General features: G+C 60.3%; 23 protein-coding genes. 6 read left to right on the top strand and 17 right to left on the bottom strand.

Going from position 1 to position 16,331, the window contains the following annotated elements; translation table 11 throughout:
* Positions 1-27 precede the first annotated feature (27 nt).
* The gene (locus tag GHN92_RS08195; protein ID WP_095019604.1) at positions 28-528 is read left to right on the top strand and encodes an ATP-dependent zinc protease; all 501 of its coding nucleotides are present in this window, start codon (positions 28-30) and stop codon (positions 526-528) included.
* A gap of 122 nt (positions 529-650) precedes the next feature.
* On the opposite strand, the gene mtgA is transcribed toward GHN92_RS08195, so the two are convergent.
* Complete coding sequence (gene mtgA / locus GHN92_RS08190) at positions 651-1,406, bottom strand: monofunctional biosynthetic peptidoglycan transglycosylase (RefSeq protein ID WP_370688633.1); 756 nt, start codon at positions 1,404-1,406, stop codon at positions 651-653.
* A 45-nt stretch (positions 1,407-1,451) separates the two neighbouring features.
* Here mtgA and GHN92_RS08185 point away from each other — a divergent pair, with 45 nt between their 5' ends.
* The 4 genes from GHN92_RS08185 to trmB all read left to right on the top strand — a co-directional run bounded on the left by GHN92_RS08185 (position 1,452) and on the right by trmB (position 3,690).
* Positions 1,452-1,823 (top strand): DUF423 domain-containing protein, encoded by a 372-nt coding sequence (locus GHN92_RS08185; RefSeq protein WP_094999845.1) that lies wholly within the window; start codon positions 1,452-1,454, stop codon positions 1,821-1,823.
* 80 nt (positions 1,824-1,903) lie between these two features.
* Positions 1,904-2,104 (top strand): sulfur carrier protein ThiS, encoded by a 201-nt coding sequence (gene thiS, locus GHN92_RS08180; protein WP_016782550.1) that lies wholly within the window; start codon positions 1,904-1,906, stop codon positions 2,102-2,104.
* A 59-nt stretch (positions 2,105-2,163) separates the two neighbouring features.
* Positions 2,164-2,958: a thiazole synthase gene (locus tag GHN92_RS08175; RefSeq protein WP_019828053.1), complete on the top strand. Its 795-nt coding sequence runs from the start codon at positions 2,164-2,166 to the stop codon at positions 2,956-2,958.
* Positions 2,959-2,967: 9 nt separating this feature from the next.
* A complete protein-coding gene (trmB, locus tag GHN92_RS08170) occupies positions 2,968-3,690 on the top strand; it encodes a tRNA (guanosine(46)-N7)-methyltransferase TrmB (RefSeq protein WP_094999846.1) in 723 nt (240 codons plus the stop codon).
* A gap of 164 nt (positions 3,691-3,854) precedes the next feature.
* On the opposite strand, the gene GHN92_RS08165 is transcribed toward trmB, so the two are convergent.
* The 11 genes from GHN92_RS08165 to GHN92_RS08115 all read right to left on the bottom strand — a co-directional run bounded on the left by GHN92_RS08165 (position 3,855) and on the right by GHN92_RS08115 (position 11,605).
* Positions 3,855-4,178, bottom strand: a complete 324-nt coding sequence (locus GHN92_RS08165) for a DUF3392 domain-containing protein (RefSeq protein ID WP_016782547.1) — start codon at positions 4,176-4,178, stop codon at positions 3,855-3,857.
* 9 nt (positions 4,179-4,187) lie between these two features.
* Positions 4,188-5,402 carry a radical SAM family heme chaperone HemW gene (hemW, locus tag GHN92_RS08160; protein ID WP_153379859.1) on the bottom strand — a complete coding sequence of 405 codons (1,215 nt, stop codon included), beginning with the start codon at positions 5,400-5,402 and terminating at the stop codon, positions 4,188-4,190.
* Positions 5,399-5,995, bottom strand: coding sequence for an RdgB/HAM1 family non-canonical purine NTP pyrophosphatase (rdgB, locus tag GHN92_RS08155; protein WP_094999848.1), 597 nt, complete (start codon positions 5,993-5,995; stop codon positions 5,399-5,401). Before rdgB ends, hemW begins: the two co-directional genes overlap by 4 nt.
* Positions 5,992-6,429, bottom strand: coding sequence for a DUF4426 domain-containing protein (locus GHN92_RS08150; protein WP_094999849.1), 438 nt, complete (start codon positions 6,427-6,429; stop codon positions 5,992-5,994). The genes rdgB and GHN92_RS08150 overlap by 4 nt, the downstream gene beginning before the upstream one ends.
* 26 nt (positions 6,430-6,455) lie before the next feature.
* Positions 6,456-7,076, bottom strand: a complete 621-nt coding sequence (gene metW / locus GHN92_RS08145; protein ID WP_016782543.1) for a methionine biosynthesis protein MetW — start codon at positions 7,074-7,076, stop codon at positions 6,456-6,458.
* A gap of 7 nt (positions 7,077-7,083) precedes the next feature.
* Complete coding sequence (locus GHN92_RS08140; protein WP_094999850.1) at positions 7,084-8,223, bottom strand: homoserine O-acetyltransferase; 1,140 nt, start codon at positions 8,221-8,223, stop codon at positions 7,084-7,086.
* A gap of 187 nt (positions 8,224-8,410) precedes the next feature.
* Positions 8,411-8,701 carry a DUF167 domain-containing protein gene (locus tag GHN92_RS08135; RefSeq protein ID WP_095019607.1) on the bottom strand — a complete coding sequence of 97 codons (291 nt, stop codon included), beginning with the start codon at positions 8,699-8,701 and terminating at the stop codon, positions 8,411-8,413.
* Entirely contained in the window at positions 8,701-9,288 is a 588-nt protein-coding gene (locus GHN92_RS08130) for a YggT family protein (protein WP_094999852.1), read from the bottom strand. The genes GHN92_RS08135 and GHN92_RS08130 overlap by 1 nt, the downstream gene beginning before the upstream one ends.
* A gap of 11 nt (positions 9,289-9,299) precedes the next feature.
* Positions 9,300-10,118, bottom strand: coding sequence for a pyrroline-5-carboxylate reductase (proC, locus tag GHN92_RS08125; protein WP_094999853.1), 819 nt, complete (start codon positions 10,116-10,118; stop codon positions 9,300-9,302).
* Positions 10,119-10,151: 33 nt separating this feature from the next.
* Complete coding sequence (locus GHN92_RS08120) at positions 10,152-10,838, bottom strand: YggS family pyridoxal phosphate-dependent enzyme (RefSeq protein ID WP_095019608.1); 687 nt, start codon at positions 10,836-10,838, stop codon at positions 10,152-10,154.
* 119 nt (positions 10,839-10,957) lie between these two features.
* The gene (locus GHN92_RS08115; protein ID WP_094999855.1) at positions 10,958-11,605 is read right to left on the bottom strand and encodes a C40 family peptidase; all 648 of its coding nucleotides are present in this window, start codon (positions 11,603-11,605) and stop codon (positions 10,958-10,960) included.
* Between the two features lie 252 nt (positions 11,606-11,857).
* Here GHN92_RS08115 and GHN92_RS08110 point away from each other — a divergent pair, with 252 nt between their 5' ends.
* Positions 11,858-12,274: a TM2 domain-containing protein gene (locus GHN92_RS08110; RefSeq protein WP_094999857.1), complete on the top strand. Its 417-nt coding sequence runs from the start codon at positions 11,858-11,860 to the stop codon at positions 12,272-12,274.
* Between the two features lie 92 nt (positions 12,275-12,366).
* Here the strand turns inward: GHN92_RS08110 and GHN92_RS08105 are convergent, their stop codons facing one another.
* The 5 genes from GHN92_RS08105 to GHN92_RS08085 all read right to left on the bottom strand — a co-directional run bounded on the left by GHN92_RS08105 (position 12,367) and on the right by GHN92_RS08085 (position 16,254).
* Positions 12,367-13,638: a dihydroorotase gene (locus tag GHN92_RS08105; protein ID WP_094999858.1), complete on the bottom strand. Its 1,272-nt coding sequence runs from the start codon at positions 13,636-13,638 to the stop codon at positions 12,367-12,369.
* Positions 13,635-14,639 (bottom strand): aspartate carbamoyltransferase catalytic subunit, encoded by a 1,005-nt coding sequence (locus GHN92_RS08100; protein ID WP_094999859.1) that lies wholly within the window; start codon positions 14,637-14,639, stop codon positions 13,635-13,637. Before GHN92_RS08100 ends, GHN92_RS08105 begins: the two co-directional genes overlap by 4 nt.
* Positions 14,640-14,651: 12 nt before the next feature.
* Positions 14,652-15,158, bottom strand: coding sequence for a bifunctional pyr operon transcriptional regulator/uracil phosphoribosyltransferase PyrR (pyrR, locus tag GHN92_RS08095; protein ID WP_094999860.1), 507 nt, complete (start codon positions 15,156-15,158; stop codon positions 14,652-14,654).
* An 83-nt stretch (positions 15,159-15,241) separates the two neighbouring features.
* Positions 15,242-15,682, bottom strand: coding sequence for a Holliday junction resolvase RuvX (gene ruvX, locus GHN92_RS08090; protein ID WP_088378774.1), 441 nt, complete (start codon positions 15,680-15,682; stop codon positions 15,242-15,244).
* Entirely contained in the window at positions 15,682-16,254 is a 573-nt protein-coding gene (locus tag GHN92_RS08085) for a YqgE/AlgH family protein (protein ID WP_094999861.1), read from the bottom strand. The genes ruvX and GHN92_RS08085 overlap by 1 nt, the downstream gene beginning before the upstream one ends.
* Between the last annotated feature and the right edge of the window lie 77 nt (positions 16,255-16,331).

Genomic DNA, 16,331 nt, shown 5'->3' with positions numbered 1-16,331 from the left:
TCTTACTTTTTCAAAGGAAATGCCTGCATGAAGTCTGTTCTTGCGTTGCTGTCTGTATTGGCGCTGCCGGTGATGGCCGCCGAGCCGACCCTTTACGGGCGTTACGAGTACATCAAATTGCCGGAAATCGGCGAGACCCTTAAAGCCAAGATGGACACGGGTGCCTTGACCGCGTCGCTGTCGGCCAAAAATATCCAGACCTTTACCCGTGACGGTGAAGAGTGGGTGCGCTTCCAGCTGGCCACCGAAGGTGCCAGCAGCAAAGTGTATGAACATAAGGTGGCGCGCATCAGCAAGATCAAAAGCCGCGCCGATGAAGATGAAGACCGGGAAACCCCCGAAAGCGCCAAGCGCCCGGTGGTCGATCTGGAAATGTGCCTGGGTGATGTCAAACGCACGGTGGAGGTCAACCTCACCGACCGGAGCAGCTTCAACTACCCGCTGTTGATTGGCGCCAAGGCACTGCGTGAGTTTGGTGCGGCGGTAAACCCGGCGCGGCGCTATACAGCGGACAAACCGGATTGCTGAGTGAGTGCTTGGCCCTCACCCCAGCCGCTTGATCGGGGTTGACGTGGATTTTGAATTCGCTGGAGATCGGCCCCCTCTCCCTTTGGGAGAGGGCTGGGGTGAGGGGCTTGCAGATTTTCAGGTTAGCCCGCCCAAGGCGCCTTGCGTGAGTTGTTCAGTGTGGTGAGATAGCTGTCGCCCCCCAACTGGCTCATCTGCTGACGAATCCACCCGGCGCGGCGGCTGACATAGGTGCTGGGGTGGCTTGCACTCCAGTTCAGCGGGCTGGGCAGCACGGCCGCCAGATAACTGGCCTGCTGGCGCGTAAGGTTTTTGGCACTCACGCCAAAGTGATGCTGCGCTGCGGCCTCGGCGCCGAACACGCCTTCATCCCACTCCGCACTATTGAGGTACACCTCAAGAATCCGCTGCTTGGGCCACAACACCTCGATCAACGCGGTAAACCAGGCTTCCAGGCCTTTGCGCAGCCAGCTGCGACCGGACCACAAAAACAGGTTCTTCGACACTTGCTGGCTCAGCGTACTGGCACCGCGCAGCGTTCCGCCTTGTTCGTTGTGGATCAGCGCAGCCCTGATCGCCCCGAAGTCAAAACCCCAGTGCTCGGGGAATTTCTGATCCTCACCTGCCATGACCGCAACTTTCAGTTCGTCGGATATTTCATCCCACGGCCGCCAACTGCGCTGCAGGTCAATCGGCTGGCCGTCAAGCCATGACTCGACCTTGCGTTCGACCATCAGCGCCGTGCCGGGAAGCGGTACCCAGCGAAAAACCAGCACCAGCAATGCGCTGCCCACTGCGAACCAGAGCAGGACCTTGAGAAAGCGATGAACAAGAAAACGCAGCATGGATGACTTGGCCGAACCCGTTGAGCGGGCCATTATACAGACCCTGCGCCATTCCATGATCCTGACTGGAGTAACCCCATGCTGCGCGTTTTTTTGATGCTGGCCGCATTCTTCGGCTTTACCGGTGTTGCTTTGGGTGCTTTCGCGGCCCATGGCCTTAAAGGCCGCCTGACTGAACAGTATCTGGCTATTTTTCATACAGGCGTGACCTACCAGTTGGTCCACACCCTGGCCCTGTTTGGCGTGGCCTTGCTGGCCACTCATCTGCCCGGGCGCCTGGTGACCTGGGCAGGTGTCTGTTTTGCTGTCGGCATTGTGCTGTTTTCCGGCAGCCTGTATGTGCTGACCATGACCGGCATCAGCAAGCTGGGGATCATCACGCCCTTCGGCGGCCTGGCATTTCTGGCCGGCTGGCTGTGTTTGGGGCTGGCCGCCTGGCGCCTGAGCTGAGCCTGCAAGATGAATGGCTTGGGTCGGCCTGACTGATCGGGCTAGAATGCTGGCCCCTTAAAATGAAGGCAGCGTCGCGCATGCTCATTCAGTTGAACGGTGAATCCTTTGAACTACCCGACGGCGAGACCGTCGCCGACTTGCTGGCCCGTCAGGAACTGACCGGCCGCAGGGTTGCGGTCGAGCTGAACCTGGACATTGTCCCGCGCAGCCAGCATGCCGAGACGGTACTCAAAGCCGGTGACCAGGTCGAAGTGGTGCATGCCATCGGTGGCGGCTAGGTTTTTGCCCTGCCCATCATGCTCGACCCGCAAGTGCACATAATTAAAGAGGATTCCCGATGAGCAACGTTCGCAGCGACAAGCCTTTTACCCTGGCCGGCCGTACTTACCAGTCGCGCCTGCTGGTGGGCACCGGCAAGTACCGTGACCTTGAAGAAACCCGCCTGGCCATTGAAGCCTCGGGTGCCGAGATCGTCACCGTCGCCGTACGCCGCACCAACATCGGTCAGAACCCGGGCGAGCCGAACCTGCTCGATGTGTTGCCGCCGGATCGCTACACCATCCTGCCCAACACTGCAGGCTGCTATGACGCGGTTGAAGCCGTACGTACCTGCCGCCTGGCCCGTGAACTGCTCGATGGCCACAAGCTGGTCAAGCTTGAAGTGCTGGCCGACCAGAAAACCCTGTTCCCCAACGTGATCGAAACCCTCAAGGCCGCCGAGATTCTGGTCAAGGACGGTTTCGACGTAATGGTGTACACCAGCGATGATCCGATCATTGCCCGCGAGCTGGAAGCCATGGGCTGTATTGCCGTGATGCCGCTGGCTGGCCTGATTGGCACCGGTCTGGGGATCTGCAATCCCTACAACCTGCGCATCATTCTTGAAGAAGCGAAAATTCCGGTACTGGTCGATGCGGGTGTGGGCACTGCCTCCGACGCGACCATCGCCATGGAAATGGGCTGCGAAGCGGTGCTGATGAACTCGGCCATCGCCAATGCCCAGCATCCGATCATCATGGCCGAAGCCATGAAACACGCCATTGTGGCGGGCCGCCTGGCGTACCTGGCCGGGCGCATGCCGAAAAAACTCTATGCCAGCGCCTCTTCGCCGCTGGATGGTCTGATCAAGTAAGAGCCACTGATGACTGAATCACTAGACACCCCAATCCCGGAAGAAGGCGACGATCGCCAACACCGTCGCATCAAGAGTTTTGTGATGCGCGCCGGGCGCATGACCGAAGGCCAGCAACGCGGCCTCGACCAAGGCACGCCGCTGTATGTACTGCCACTGGCTGACGCGCCGGTCGATTTCGACCAGGTGTTCGGTCGCTCTGCGCCGCGCACCCTGGAAATCGGTTTTGGCATGGGCCATTCCCTGCTGGAAATGGCAGCGGCTTCGCCTGAGCAGGACTTTATCGGCGTAGAGGTTCACCGTCCGGGTGTGGGCGCGCTGCTTAACGGCGTGTTGACCCAGGGCCTGACCAACTTGCGGGTATACGATTGCGATGCAATCGAAGTCCTGACCCGTTGCGTGGCAGACAACAGCCTTGATCGCCTGCTGCTGTTCTTCCCGGACCCTTGGCACAAGAGCCGTCACCACAAGCGCCGGATCGTGCAAGCGTCCTTCGCCGAACTGGTGCGCTCCAAGCTCAAGGTTGGCGGCGTGTTGCACATGGCTACCGACTGGGAACCGTATGCTGAATACATGCTGGAAGTGATGAACGTCGCGCCTGGTTATCGCAACCTGGCTGAAGACGGCAAGTGCGTGCCACGTCCGCCTGAGCGCCCGGTGACCAAGTTCGAACGCCGCGGCGAACGTCTTGGGCACGGCGTGTGGGATTTGAAGTTCGAAAAACTGGCTTAAGCGGTTTTTCAATCACCGGCCCCACCCTGCTTTGGGGTCGGTGAAGTTCGTACGAAATCTGTGGGAGCGGGCTTGCTCGCGATGGCATCACAGCGGTGAATCAGATGCACCGCGTAGCCTGTATCGCGAGCAAGCCCGCTCCCACACGATATCCTGGGTGTTCTTCAGCGCCGATCCGCCACCACCCCGATCAATACCAGCACCACCAACAGCACCGGTGCCAGGCTGTAGTTGTTGAACTGGCTCAACCCGCGTTCGACCCAGGGCGTGGCGTAGATCAGGGCCGCACCGCTGCCGATCAGGCAAAGCAGGGCCATCAGCGGCACGCGCAGGGCGCCCGCAATGCTGCCCAGACGTTGTTCGACCCAGCCCTTGAAGTCGGCACCGAACAGCACCAGTACACAGCCAATCAAGGCCAGAGCGATCTCCGAGAGGTGACTGCGGCTCCAGCGCGATACGTTGGCAAGCAGGTCGAGTACCAAGTCCATTCGATTTCCTTAGGTCAAAAAGTGCTGCAACAGGTCATTGAGAAACAGCTGGCCCCGGGCAGTTGCCGCCAGGCGTGACGGTTCGACCTGCAATAAGCCACTTTGTTCGGCTGCTTTGCGTCCAGTGCTCAAGCTGTCCAGTGGTAACCCCGTGCGCTGAGGGTAGAGCGCCGAGTCAACGCCGTCGGTCAGGCGCAAGGCGTTCATTAGAAACTCAAATGGCAGCTCTTCTGCTGTAAGAGCTTTCTCTCCTGCTTGAAAGGATTTCGCTGGATTCAGGTAGTCCTTTGGCAGACGAGTTTTCCAGGTGCGCACGATACGGCCATCAGGATGGCTCAGTTTGCCGTGGGCGCCAGCGCCGATGCCGATAAAGTCGCCGAAACTCCAGTAATTGAGATTGTGCCGCGCCGGCCGGCCGGGCTGGGCGTAGGCCGACACTTCGTACTGGGTGTAGCCGTGCTCGGCGAGCAGCGCTTGACCGGCTTCCTGAATGTCCCACAGGGTGTCGTCTTCCGGCAGCACGGGGGGCTGGTTCCAGAACACCGTGTTGGGCTCCAGGGTCAGCTGATACCACGACAGATGCGTCGGCTTGAGCGCAATAGCCTGGCGCAGGTCGCTCAGGGCGTCCTCCAGGGACTGATCGGGCAAGCCGTGCATCAGGTCCAGGTTGAAGTTGTCAAAGCCCGCCAGTCGCGCCATTGAGGCTGCACGCACAGCTTCATCGCCGTTGTGGATGCGACCCAGGGCCTGCAGCTTCTCTTGCTGGAAGCTCTGGATACCGATCGACAGGCGATTGATGCCCAGCTTGCGGTAAGCCACGAACTTTTCCTGCTCGAATGTGCCCGGGTTGGCTTCCAGGGTGATTTCGATATCACTGGCAAACGGGATGCGCGCTTCAACGCCTTTTAGCAGGCGCCCCAGAGCGTGTGCGCTGAACAGGCTCGGTGTGCCGCCGCCGAAGAAGATCGAGCTGAGCTCGCGACCATAAACAGCGTGCAGGTCCTGATCGAGGTCGGCCAGCAGCGCGTCGACGTATTCGTCTTCGGGCAGCACCGGGCTGGCGGTGTGGGAGTTGAAGTCGCAATACGGGCATTTGCGCACGCACCACGGAATATGGATATACAGCGACAGAGGGGGCAATTGGTTCAGCGGCGCGCGCGGCGCCTGCTGGGTAAAGCCAGCCGCGCCCAGATAGAGCGGCTGTGGAGGTGTGTCGTGGGTCATTTCAGGCCCAAACGCTGACGCAGCAAAACCATGGCGCGCGCACGGTGGCTCAGCTGGTTTTTCTCCGTGGGGCTGAGTTCGGCGCTGGAGCAGTTGCGCTCCGGTACCCAGAACAGCGGGTCATAGCCGAAACCGTGTTCGCCGCTGGCTGCAGGCAGGATGCGCCCGTGCCACAGGCCTTCACAGATGATCGGCAGCGGGTCGTCGGCGTGGCGTACCAGTGCCAGCACGCAGACAAACTGTGCACCGCGCTCTGCCTCGGGCACGTCTTTGAGGGCGTCGAGCAGCTTGGCGTTGTTGGCCGCGTCGCCTTTGCCGTCTGCATAACGTGCCGAATAAATGCCCGGCGCGCCGCCGAGAAAGTCCACGGCCAGCCCCGAGTCGTCGGCCAGTGCCGGCAAGCCCGAGAGGCGTGCGGCATTGCGGGCTTTAAGAATTGCGTTCTCAACAAACGACAAGCCGGTTTCTTCCGGCTCAACGCTGCTGAATTCTCCAATCGAGCGCAACTGCACCGACTCGCCGAGCATGGCCTGAAGTTCTTTGAGTTTGCCGGCGTTGTGGCTAGCCAGTACCAGTTGCGTGAGGTTCATCATTCGATTGGAGCGACCATTTGAGAAAATTGGATGGTTTCAGAGGTAGCGCCGCCTGCCTTCACATCCACTTTGAAGGTGAAGGTCTGCGGCCCGGCCACCGGGAACTGGGCCAGATAATTGATTTCGCCGTTCTTGCCCACCTGACGGAAGGTCAAGGGTATCGGCTTGGCATCGCCCGTCCGGACCGTGCCTTGAACGTTGGCGGCAATGTTCTTGCCGCCCTTGTTCAGGGTGATGTTGAGCACCGCATTGGTTTTGCTGCGGGTGACTTCAAATTCGTTGGCGATTTCCGGCGTCAGGAAAGTCGACGGGAACGCGTTGTAATACACCGTTGTGTCGCCAAACGTCTGTTGACGCTGGGCAGATGTGCCGTCACCGGCAAAAGCCTGCATGCCAAAACACATCGAAAGCAGTAGTAATCCAATACGACCCATTGTCACTCTCCTTAGAACTTGCTGGTTTAGACCGCGACCTGATGATCCTGAAGGCCGGGACTGCTGACACGATAAATGCCAATCTCGCCCAACAGGTTAGGCCATATCTTGCTCGCCCACCCGTGTCGGTGTTGTTGATCTACGGCAAGGCGGTTGATCACTTGTGCTTCGCGCTCGCGGCACAGCGCCTCGAAGTCTTCGAAAGTACAGAAGTGAATGTTCGGCGTGTTGTACCAGGTGTAAGGCAGGAATTCGGAGACCGGCATCCGCCCCTTGCTGGCCAGGTACCAGCGGCAACGCCAGTGGCCGAAGTTCGGAAAGGTGATGATGCACTGGCGACCGACGCGCAGCATTTCATCGAGGATCCGGTCGGGGTAGTGCACGGCTTGCAGCGCCTGGGTCATGACCACGATATCAAAGCTGTTGCTGGCGAAGTTGCCCAGGCCCTTGTCGAGGTCCTGCTCGATGACGTTGATGCCCTTGGCCACACATTCGGCAATGTTGTCCGGGTCGTTTTCCAGGCCGTAACCGGTGACTTGCTTGTTGTCGCGCAGCCAGCTCAGCAGTTCGCCATCACCACAACCAAGGTCGAGCACGCGGCTGCCGGCGGGGATCCAGTCTTGGATGATTTCCAGGTCGGCTCTCATGGCGTTCTCACAGTTCTATGCGGTTCATGTAATTGCTGAAGGCTTGCAGGTAGCGCGGAATCGGGATCAGAAAGGCGTCATGGCCTTGCGGAGCGTCGATTTCCAGGTAGCAGACGTCTTTTTTCGCGGCCATCAATGCATCCACCAGCTCCCGCGAGCGGGCCGGCGAGAAGCGCCAGTCGGTGGTGAACGACATCACGCAGAAGCGTGCCTTGGCCCCGGCAAAGGTTTTGGCCAGGTCGTCGTCAAAGTTGGCTGCCGGGTCGAAGTAGTCCAGCGCCTTGGTCATCAACAGGTAAGTGTTGGCGTCGAAACGCCCGGAGAACTCTTCGCCCTGATAACGCAGGTAGCTTTCGACCTGGAACTCGACGCTGTGGAAGTCGTAGTTGAGGTTTTCGTTCTTCAGGCCACGGCCGAATTTTTCGCCCATCGAGTCATCGGACAGGTAGGTGATATGCCCGACCATGCGTGCCAGCATCAGGCCGCGCTTGGGAATCACGCCTTTTTCCTGGAACGAACCGCCGTGGAACTCGGGGTCGGTAAGGATGGCCTGACGAGCGACTTCGTTGAACGCGATATTTTGCGCGGACAATTTGGGCGCCGAGGCAATCGCCAGGCAATGGCGCAGGCGATCAGGGTAACTGATGCTCCACTGCAGCGCCTGCATGCCACCCAGGCTGCCGCCGATCACGGCGGCCCATTGGCTGATGCCCAGCCGGTCCGCCAGGCGAGCCTGACTGTGGACCCAATCTTCAACGGTCAACACCGGGAACTCGGCGCCAAACGGCCGGCCGGTTTCAGGGTTCATGCTGCTTGGGCCGGTAGAACCGTTGCAGCCGCCCAGGTTGTTGAGGCTGACGACGAAGAACTTGTTGGTGTCGATTGGCTTGCCGGGACCGATGCAACTGTCCCACCAGCCGGGCTTGCGATCATCGGCGCTGTGGTAGCCCGCCGCGTGATGGTGCCCTGACAGTGCGTGACAGATGAGTACGGCGTTGCTGGCCGAGGCATTGAGCTGGCCGTAGGTTTCGTAGATCAGATCATAGGCAGGCAGTGAGCGACCGCAGGCTAGCGCCAGGGGCTCGTTGAAGTGCGCTGTTTGCGGCACGACCAGACCAACGGAATCGGGGGGAAAGGCAGCTGGCATCGACCCTGCTCTCATTTAAATGAGGCGTAAGTCTAATGAGCGGGGGGCGTAGCAGCAAGCAATGGTCTGGGCTGATTTTATGACCTGTAGCCAAACTCTGTGGGAGCGGGCTTGCTCGCGATTGCATCACCGCAGTTTGTCGACCGAGCGCGGTGCCAGTATCGCGAGCAAGCCCGCTCCCACAGGTTCAGGGCCTGGCCAGCCCCGGCAAGTCCGGCAGTTTTTTGGGTGCATGCAAGCGCACGCGTTTCTGCCGGTTAAGCTCGCCGCTCACCAGGCTGACCTGACTTTTGGCTATGCCGAACGCCTTGGCCAGAAAGGCCATCAGGTGGGCGTTGGCCTTGCCCTCTACCGGTGGGGCGGTGAGACGGATTTTCAGGCGGTCACCGTGCAGGCCGGCGAACTCGTCGCTGCTGGCCTTGGGTTGCAGGTGACAGTCGAGAATCAGGTCCTCGCCGTCCCAACGGTAGTAGCTCATCAGATCAGGCCGAACAAGATGACCGGCATGCCGACGTACATGGCCAATGGCGGGATCACGAAGCTCTGGATCAGCTGGATCACCATAAACGCCAGGATGGGCGAGATATCCAGGCCGCCCATGCTTGGCAGGAAGCGGCGGAACGGGGCCAGGGCAGGTTCGGTGATCTGGTTGACCAGTTCAGCACCAGGGCTGGTGCTGCCGGGTGCCACCCACGACAGGATCACGCTGATGATCATGGCGAAGAAGAACACTTTCAAAAACAGCGCAGTCACGCCAATGATCGCCCAGAGCAGCAGGCCAAAGACGTTGAACGACATGTAGCTGAGCGTCAGGACCACGGCGAAGATCACCATCTGCACGATGATCGCCAGTACCAGCGATGACATGTCCAGGCCGAACAGGCTCGGGATCACCCGGCGCAGCGGCTTGAGCAGCGGCTGGGTGGCCTTGACGATGAACTGGCACAGCGGGTTGTAGAAGTTCGCCCGCACCAGTTGCAGGATAAACCGCAGCAGTACGATCAGCAGGTAGAGGCTACCCAGGGTTTGAATCACGAAAATGGCAGCGCCATTAAGTCCGGACATCATGTGCTCCTTTATTGACCTAGTTGTTCGGCCATTTCGGCCGAGCGGTGCGCGGCGGCACTCAATGCTTTTTCGACCGTGGCGGCAAAGCCGTCGGCCTGGAATGACTTGATCGCTGCTTCAGTAGTACCGGCAGGCGAGGTCACGCGGCGGCGCAGCTCGGCAGCATCGACATCGCTGGCCACGGCCATGTGCGCGGCACCCAGTGCAGTCTGCTCGGCAAGCTGCTTGGCCACGTCACGGGGCAGGCCGAGCTTGACGCCGGCATCGGTCATGGCTTCGATCAACAGGAAGAAGTACGCCGGGCCGCTGCCGGACACGGCAGTCACGGCATCGATCTGCGCTTCGCTGTCCACCCACACCACAATGCCCACGGCGCTTAGCAGTTGTTCAGCCTGCTGGCGTTGCTCGGCGGTAACATCGGCGGTGGCAAACAGGCCACTTACGCCCTTGCCCAGCAGGGCCGGGGTGTTGGGCATGCAGCGTACCAGCGGCTGGTTGCCCAGCCAGTCAAGCAGGCTGGCGCAGGTAATGCCGGCGGCAATGGATACCAGCAGTTGATGGGGCTTGAGGTGCGGGCGCAGGTCCTGGCACACGGCTTTCATGGCCTGTGGCTTGACCGCGATCACGATCACATCGGCGTCCTGAATGGCTTGCGCGTTATCGGCAAACAGTTCGATGCCATGCTCGGCGGCCACTTTGGCCCGCGTCTCGGCACCCGGATCGCTGGCGCGGATCTGTGCTGCATCCAGGCCTTTGGCCAACAGGCCGCCGATCAAGCTGGAAGCCATGTTGCCGGCGCCGATAAAGGCAATACGCATTTTGCTCATAACCGATCCTTATAAAAAATGAGACAGGCCGTTTCAGGCCTGGCCGTAGTCGCGGGCGCCAAATAATGCAGTGCCGATGCGTACCCAGGTGGCGCCTTGGGCAATCGCAGACTCCAGGTCATGGCTCATGCCCATTGAAAGCGTATCAAGGCCCATGTTCAGGCTTTCTTGCAATGTGCGTACTGTCGCAAAGGCTGCGTCCTGCTCGGCGCGGTCCTCCGTGGGCTCGGGTATCGCCATCAGGCCGCGCAGTTTCAAGCGTGGCAGGGCGCTGATGGCGGCCGCCAGCGCAGGAAGGTCTGCCGGGGTACAGCCCGACTTGCTGGCCTCACCGCTGACATTGACCTGAATGCAGATATTGAGCGGCGGCAGGTTTGCCGGGCGCTGTTCAGACAGGCGCTGGGCAATTTTGAGCCGGTCAACGGAATGCACCCACGCAAAATGCTCGGCGATGTCGCGCGTCTTGTTCGATTGAATGGGGCCGATGAAGTGCCAACACAAGGGCAGGTCGGCTAATTCGAGCTGTTTGGCGCGGGCTTCCTGCAGGTAGTTTTCGCCAAAGTCGCGAATGCCCGCGGCATGGGCTTCACGCAGCGCGCCAGCAGGTTTGGTCTTGCTGACAGCGAGTAGATGAATGCTCGTTACATCACGTTGCACAGCCAGTGCGGCTGCACGGATGCGCGCCTCAACCCGGGCAATGTTGCCTGCTATCGTGGACATTCGTGTAAGCCCGCTGTTGTGAAAGTCAGCGGCATTCTACTGGAATTGGGAGGGGGGATGGATATCGCTGACCTGGTTGGCATGCAGCCGCTGGAAGCGGCTGCATGATTTGCCTGCGCTTAGCGTTGCACAACCTGCAGCGCGCCTTTCTCTTTAGGCAGCACACGCTTGGCAACCACATAGTGGTTCTGCCAGTAAGGCTTTTGCAGCGTGTCGATAGTCACCGACTTGCCGCGACGCGGAGCGTGGATAAAGCGGTCGTTGCCCAGGTAGATGGCAACGTGGTTGACCTTGCGGCTCTTGATGTTGAAAAACAGCAAGTCGCCAGGCTTCAAGTCCTTGCGCTCGACCTTTTGGCCATGGCCGCTGGCCATTTCGCTGGAGGTGCGTGGCAAATCAACGGCGGCCACGTCATTAAAGGCGTATTTGACCAGCCCGCTGCAGTCGAACCCTTTACTTGGGCTGCTGCCGCCCCAACGATAAGGGGTGCCCAGCACGTTGACGGCGCGGCTCAGCACCGTGCTGCTCTGCTTGTTGGCGGCGGCCAGGGAAGCGGCCGCAATTTTGCCCGGGGCCTTGCGGTGGGCTTTACTGGAGGCAGGACGTGCTACGGTCTTGCTGGTAGAGGCAACATAAGGCGCACTCGCAGATGACTTTGCGGTGTAGCCAGTGAAGCCCGAAGGAAGGTGTTGCTCACGATTGGTGGCGTGGGCGGCCAGTGGCAATAATAGGCAAATGGTTAGCCATGTCTTGAATATAGGACGCATTCGGCAGGGCTCAATGGTTATAAACGCGAAACTTTATAACAGCTTTTTTGTCCTTTCTCAGGCCATTTGTCAGGTGGACTGTAGGGTCAATTTCCGTAACGATGATGGCAAATTGTCGCATGGCGAGGGTGCAGGTCAGGTAACACAAGGCTTTGCGCCAATTTCTGTAAGACACTTTTACCTTTTGCACGACAGTAAAAAAGTCACAAAAAACTTCACAATATTTTTCTATCAGCAGCAAAGAGGGCATTTATGAGCGGCTATCGAGACGATGTTCAGCGCGATACTCACAGCAAAGTGCTGGGCTATTTGCTGTGGATTTTTGGTTTCCTGGGCGCGCACCGCTTTTATTACGGCAAGCCGGTAACCGGGACGATCTGGTTTTTCACCCTGGGCTTGTTGGGTATTGGCTGGTTGATCGACTTGTTCCTGATCCCGAGCATGGACCGTGAAGCCGACTTGCGGTTTACCGCAGGTAATACTGACTACAGCGTGGCCTGGATTCTGCTGACGTTTCTGGGCGTCTTGGGCGTACATCGGATGTACATGGGCAAATGGATCACAGGGATCATTTACCTGTTCACCGGCGGTTTTTTCCTGATCGGCGTCCTGTATGACTTCTGGACTCTGAACGATCAGATTTCGATCAAGAACGCAGAGCGTCGTTAAGACACAAATCCTGCCTCTGTGGGAGCGAGCCTGCTCGCGAATGATCTTCGCGAGCAGGCTCGCTCCCACGACTACAGGTTATTGGTAGCGCGTTAGCCTTCGTAACTGATCCGCCCATCCACCAGCGTGTAACGCACGGCACTCGGCAGGCAATGGCCGAGGAACGGGCAGTTGTCGCCTTTGGAGTGCCATTGTTCACCGACCAGGGTCGAGGCCGCGGGGTCAAACAGCACCAGGTCCGCCGCCGAACCCACTGCCAGTTTGCCGGCTGGCAGGCGCAAGGCGTCAGCCGGGCCAGCGCTCAGGCGGTTGAGCAGCGTCGGCAGGTCGAGCAAACCGTCTTCTACCAGTGTCATCGCCAGCGGCAGAAGCACTTCAACGCTGCTCATGCCCGGTTCGGTCGCGCCGAACGGTGCCAGTTTGGCATCGCGTTCGTGGGGCTGGTGATGGCTGGAGATGGCTTGCACCACGCCCGACTTCACAGCTTCGCGCAGGCCGTCACGGTCGGCGCGGGTGCGCAGTGGCGGTTGCACATGGTAAACGCTGGAAAAATCCACCAGTGCTTCGTCAGTCAGAATCAGCTGATACAACGCCACATCCGCAGTGACTTTCAGGCCACGAGCCTGGGCCTGAGCGATCAGGGCCACGCCACGGGCGCTGGTCAGCTGGCTGAAGTGTGCGCGCACGCCACTTTGCTCAACCAGCAGCAGATCGCGGGCCAGGGCTACGGTTTCGGCGGTTTCCGGAATGCCCGGCAAGCCTCGGAACGCAGCCATTGCACCGTCGTGGGCAATCCCGCCTTCGGCCAGATCACGGTCCTGGGAGTGGAAGATCACCGTCAGGTCGAACGTGGCGGCGTACTCCAGTGCCCGGCACAGGGTGCGGGTGTTGCTGAAACTGTTGAGGCCGTTGCCAAATGCCACGCAGCCCGCGTCACGCAGGGCGATCAGTTCGGCCAGTTGCTCGCCGTCCAGGCCTTTGCTCAATGCACCGATCGGGAACACCTTGCAGTTACCGGCTTCGCGGGCGCGGTCAAGGATCAGCTCGGCAACGGCCGAGGTGTCCAGCACCGGCTTGGTGTGCGGTGGGCAGCACAGGCTGGTGACGCCACCGGCCGCAGCCGCGCGGGTCTCGCTGGCGATGGTGCCTTTGCGGCTGTAGCCCGGTTCACGCAGGGCAACGTTGAGGTCAACCAGCCCGGGGGCGGCCACCAGGCCTTTGGCTTCGATGGTTTGCGTCGGGGTGAAACCGGCTGGCGCTGCGCCAATGGCAACGATCTTGCCGGCCTCCAGGTGCAGGTCAGTCACTTGATCCAGCTGGCTGGTCGGATCAATTACACGGGCGCCGAGAATGCTGAGCTTCACTGGGCGTTCTCCTGTTCGAATTGGCGCTGGGCGGTTTGCCCGCTCATGGTCATGGACAACACCGCCATGCGCACGGCAATGCCGTAGGTCACCTGGTTGAGGATCACCGAGTGCGGGCCATCGGCCACCGCGGATTCAATCTCGACCCCCCGGTTGATCGGCCCCGGATGCATCACGATGCAATCAGGCTTGGCCCCGGCCAGGCGGGCAGTGGTCAGGCCGAACAGGCGGTAGAACTCGCCTTCGCTCGGCAGCAGGCCACCGGACATGCGCTCGCGCTGCAGGCGCAGCATGATCACCACATCCACGTCTTTCAGGCCTTCGGTCATGTCGGTGTAGACCTTCACGCCGTACTGCTCGATGCCGATCGGCAACAGGGTCTTCGGCGCGATAACGCGAATGTCCTTACAACCCAGGGTCTTGAGGGCGATCATGTTCGAACGTGCCACCCGCGAGTGCAGGATGTCACCGACGATGGCCACCGACAGGTTTTCGAAGCCGCCCTTGTGCCGACGGATGGTCAGCATGTCGAGCATGCCCTGGGTCGGGTGGGCATGGCGGCCGTCGCCGCCGTTGATGATTGCCACCTGCGGGCACACGTGCTCGGCAATGAAGTGCGCGGCGCCGGAGTCACCGTGGCGCACCACAAACATGTCGGCGGCCATGGCTTCTAGGTTGCGCAGGGTGTCGAGCAGGGTTTCGCCCTTGCTCGCCGACGAGGTCGACACGTTCAGCGTGATCACGTCGGCCGACAGGCGCTGGGCGGCCATTTCAAAGGTGGTGCGGGTGCGGGTGGAGTTTTCGAAGAACACGTTGCACACGGTCTTGCCGCGCAACAACGGGACTTTTTTCACGGCTCGGGCGCCGACTTCAAGGAACGAGTCGGCGGTGTCGAGGATTTCTGTCAGCAGTTCACGGGGCAAACCGTCGAGCGACAGAAAGTGGCGCAGCTGGCCCTGATCATTGAGCTGCAGCGGGCGCTTGGCGTCTGTAGGCGTCATCGCAATGGTCTCTTAGAGGGCTAGGTCTTGAAGTTCGAGTGTCAGTGGCGCGGGGCCGGACAATTTTACCCGCTCGCTCGGCTTGAGCGACAAGGTCGCGCCCACCACATCCGGACGGATCGGCAGCTCGGCGGCGTCCAGGTCCAGCAGGCTGACCAGGGTCACGCTGGCCGGACGACCATAGTCGAACAGCTCGTTCAGCGCTGCGCGAATGGTCCGACCGCTCATCAGCACATCGTCGATCAGCACCAGGTGCTGGCCTTCAATTTCGAATGGCAATTCGGAAGGCCGCACTTGCGGGTGCAGGCCGTTCTGGCTGAAATCATCGCGGTAGAACGACACGTCCAGCGTGCCCAGCGGGGCCTCGCTGTTCAGCGCCTTGAGCAGCGCCTGGGCAACCCAGATGCCGCCGGTGCGGATACCGATGTAACGTGGTTCGGTGATACCGCGACGGGCCAGGTGGGCCTTGAGATCAAGGGCCATCTGGGAGATCAGTTCAGCGGGAACAGGCAGGATCATGGTGGCTCCTTAAAAGGCCCGCGCAGCAGAACGTGCGGCGGCGGGCGCAAACAATGAGGCGGGTCAATTGTACAAGCGCCGGGTCAGTCTTGAGAGTGCGCCGGGTTTTCGTCGAGCCAGCCTTGCAGCACCAGTTTGGCGGCGATGGCATCAACGGGGTTGTCGCGGTAGCTGCCGCGCTGGCCGCCCTGGGCCCGGCGCTCGCCCTTGGCCTCGAAGGTGGTCAGGCGTTCATCATGGGTAAAAACCGGCAAATTGAAGCGGCCATTCAGACGATTGGCAAATTTCTGCGCCCGGGCGCAGAAGTCGCTCGGGGTGCCGTCCATGTTCAGGGGCATGCCGACCACCATTGCGTCGGGCTGCCACTCCTTGATCAGCTTTTCGATTTCTTCCCACTTGGGGATGCCATTCTCGGCTTTCAGGTTGCACAGTTCGCGGGCCTGGCCAGTAATCATCTGGCCCACAGCCACGCCGATGGAGCGGGTGCCGTAGTCGAAGCCCAGCAGTAAACGAAGGCTGGCCATCAGCAATGGCCTGCTTGGGTGCTTAACAAATTGAGGTTCACTCCGAGGTGTTTGGCGGCTGCGTCGAGGCGCAGCTCGCTTGGGGTATCAAACAGGATATGAGCGGAATAGGGGCAGGTCAGCCAGGCGTTGTCGGCCAATTCGGCCTCCAGCTGGCCAGCATCCCAGCCGGCATAGCCCAGGCAGATCAGGCTGCGGTTCGGGCCGCGGCCGTCGGCAATGCTGAACAACACATCGGCAGAGGTACTCAGGGCCAGCCCGTCGTCGAGTTCGACTGTAGCGTCAAAGTTCATGCTGGCCGGATGCAGGACAAAGCCACGGTCGATCATGACAGGCCCGCCACCGAAGACCGGCACGTGCTGGCACAGGGGTGAAGAAAGTTTTTCCGGGCGCAACTGCTCAAGAACATCCGCCAGGTTCAGTTCCAGCGGACGGTTGATCATCAACCCCATGGCACCATTGGCCGTGTGCTCGACGATGTAGGTCAAGGAGTGGGCAAAGTTCGGGTCGGCCATATGGGGCATGGCGATCAGGAATTGATGCTTGAGGTAAGTCGGCGCGTGTTTTTTCATGAGTCTTAGTGTGGCGCTGGCAGCGTGAACTGACAAGTTTGCAGCTCAAGATTCCTGGGTCTTTGTGGGAGCGGGCT

This window comes from Pseudomonas sp. FSL R10-2964 (genome assembly GCF_009600035.1).
Lineage (GTDB): Bacteria > Pseudomonadota > Gammaproteobacteria > Pseudomonadales > Pseudomonadaceae > Aquipseudomonas > Aquipseudomonas bubulae.
This window is presented reverse-complemented; position numbering and strand designations above follow the sequence as displayed.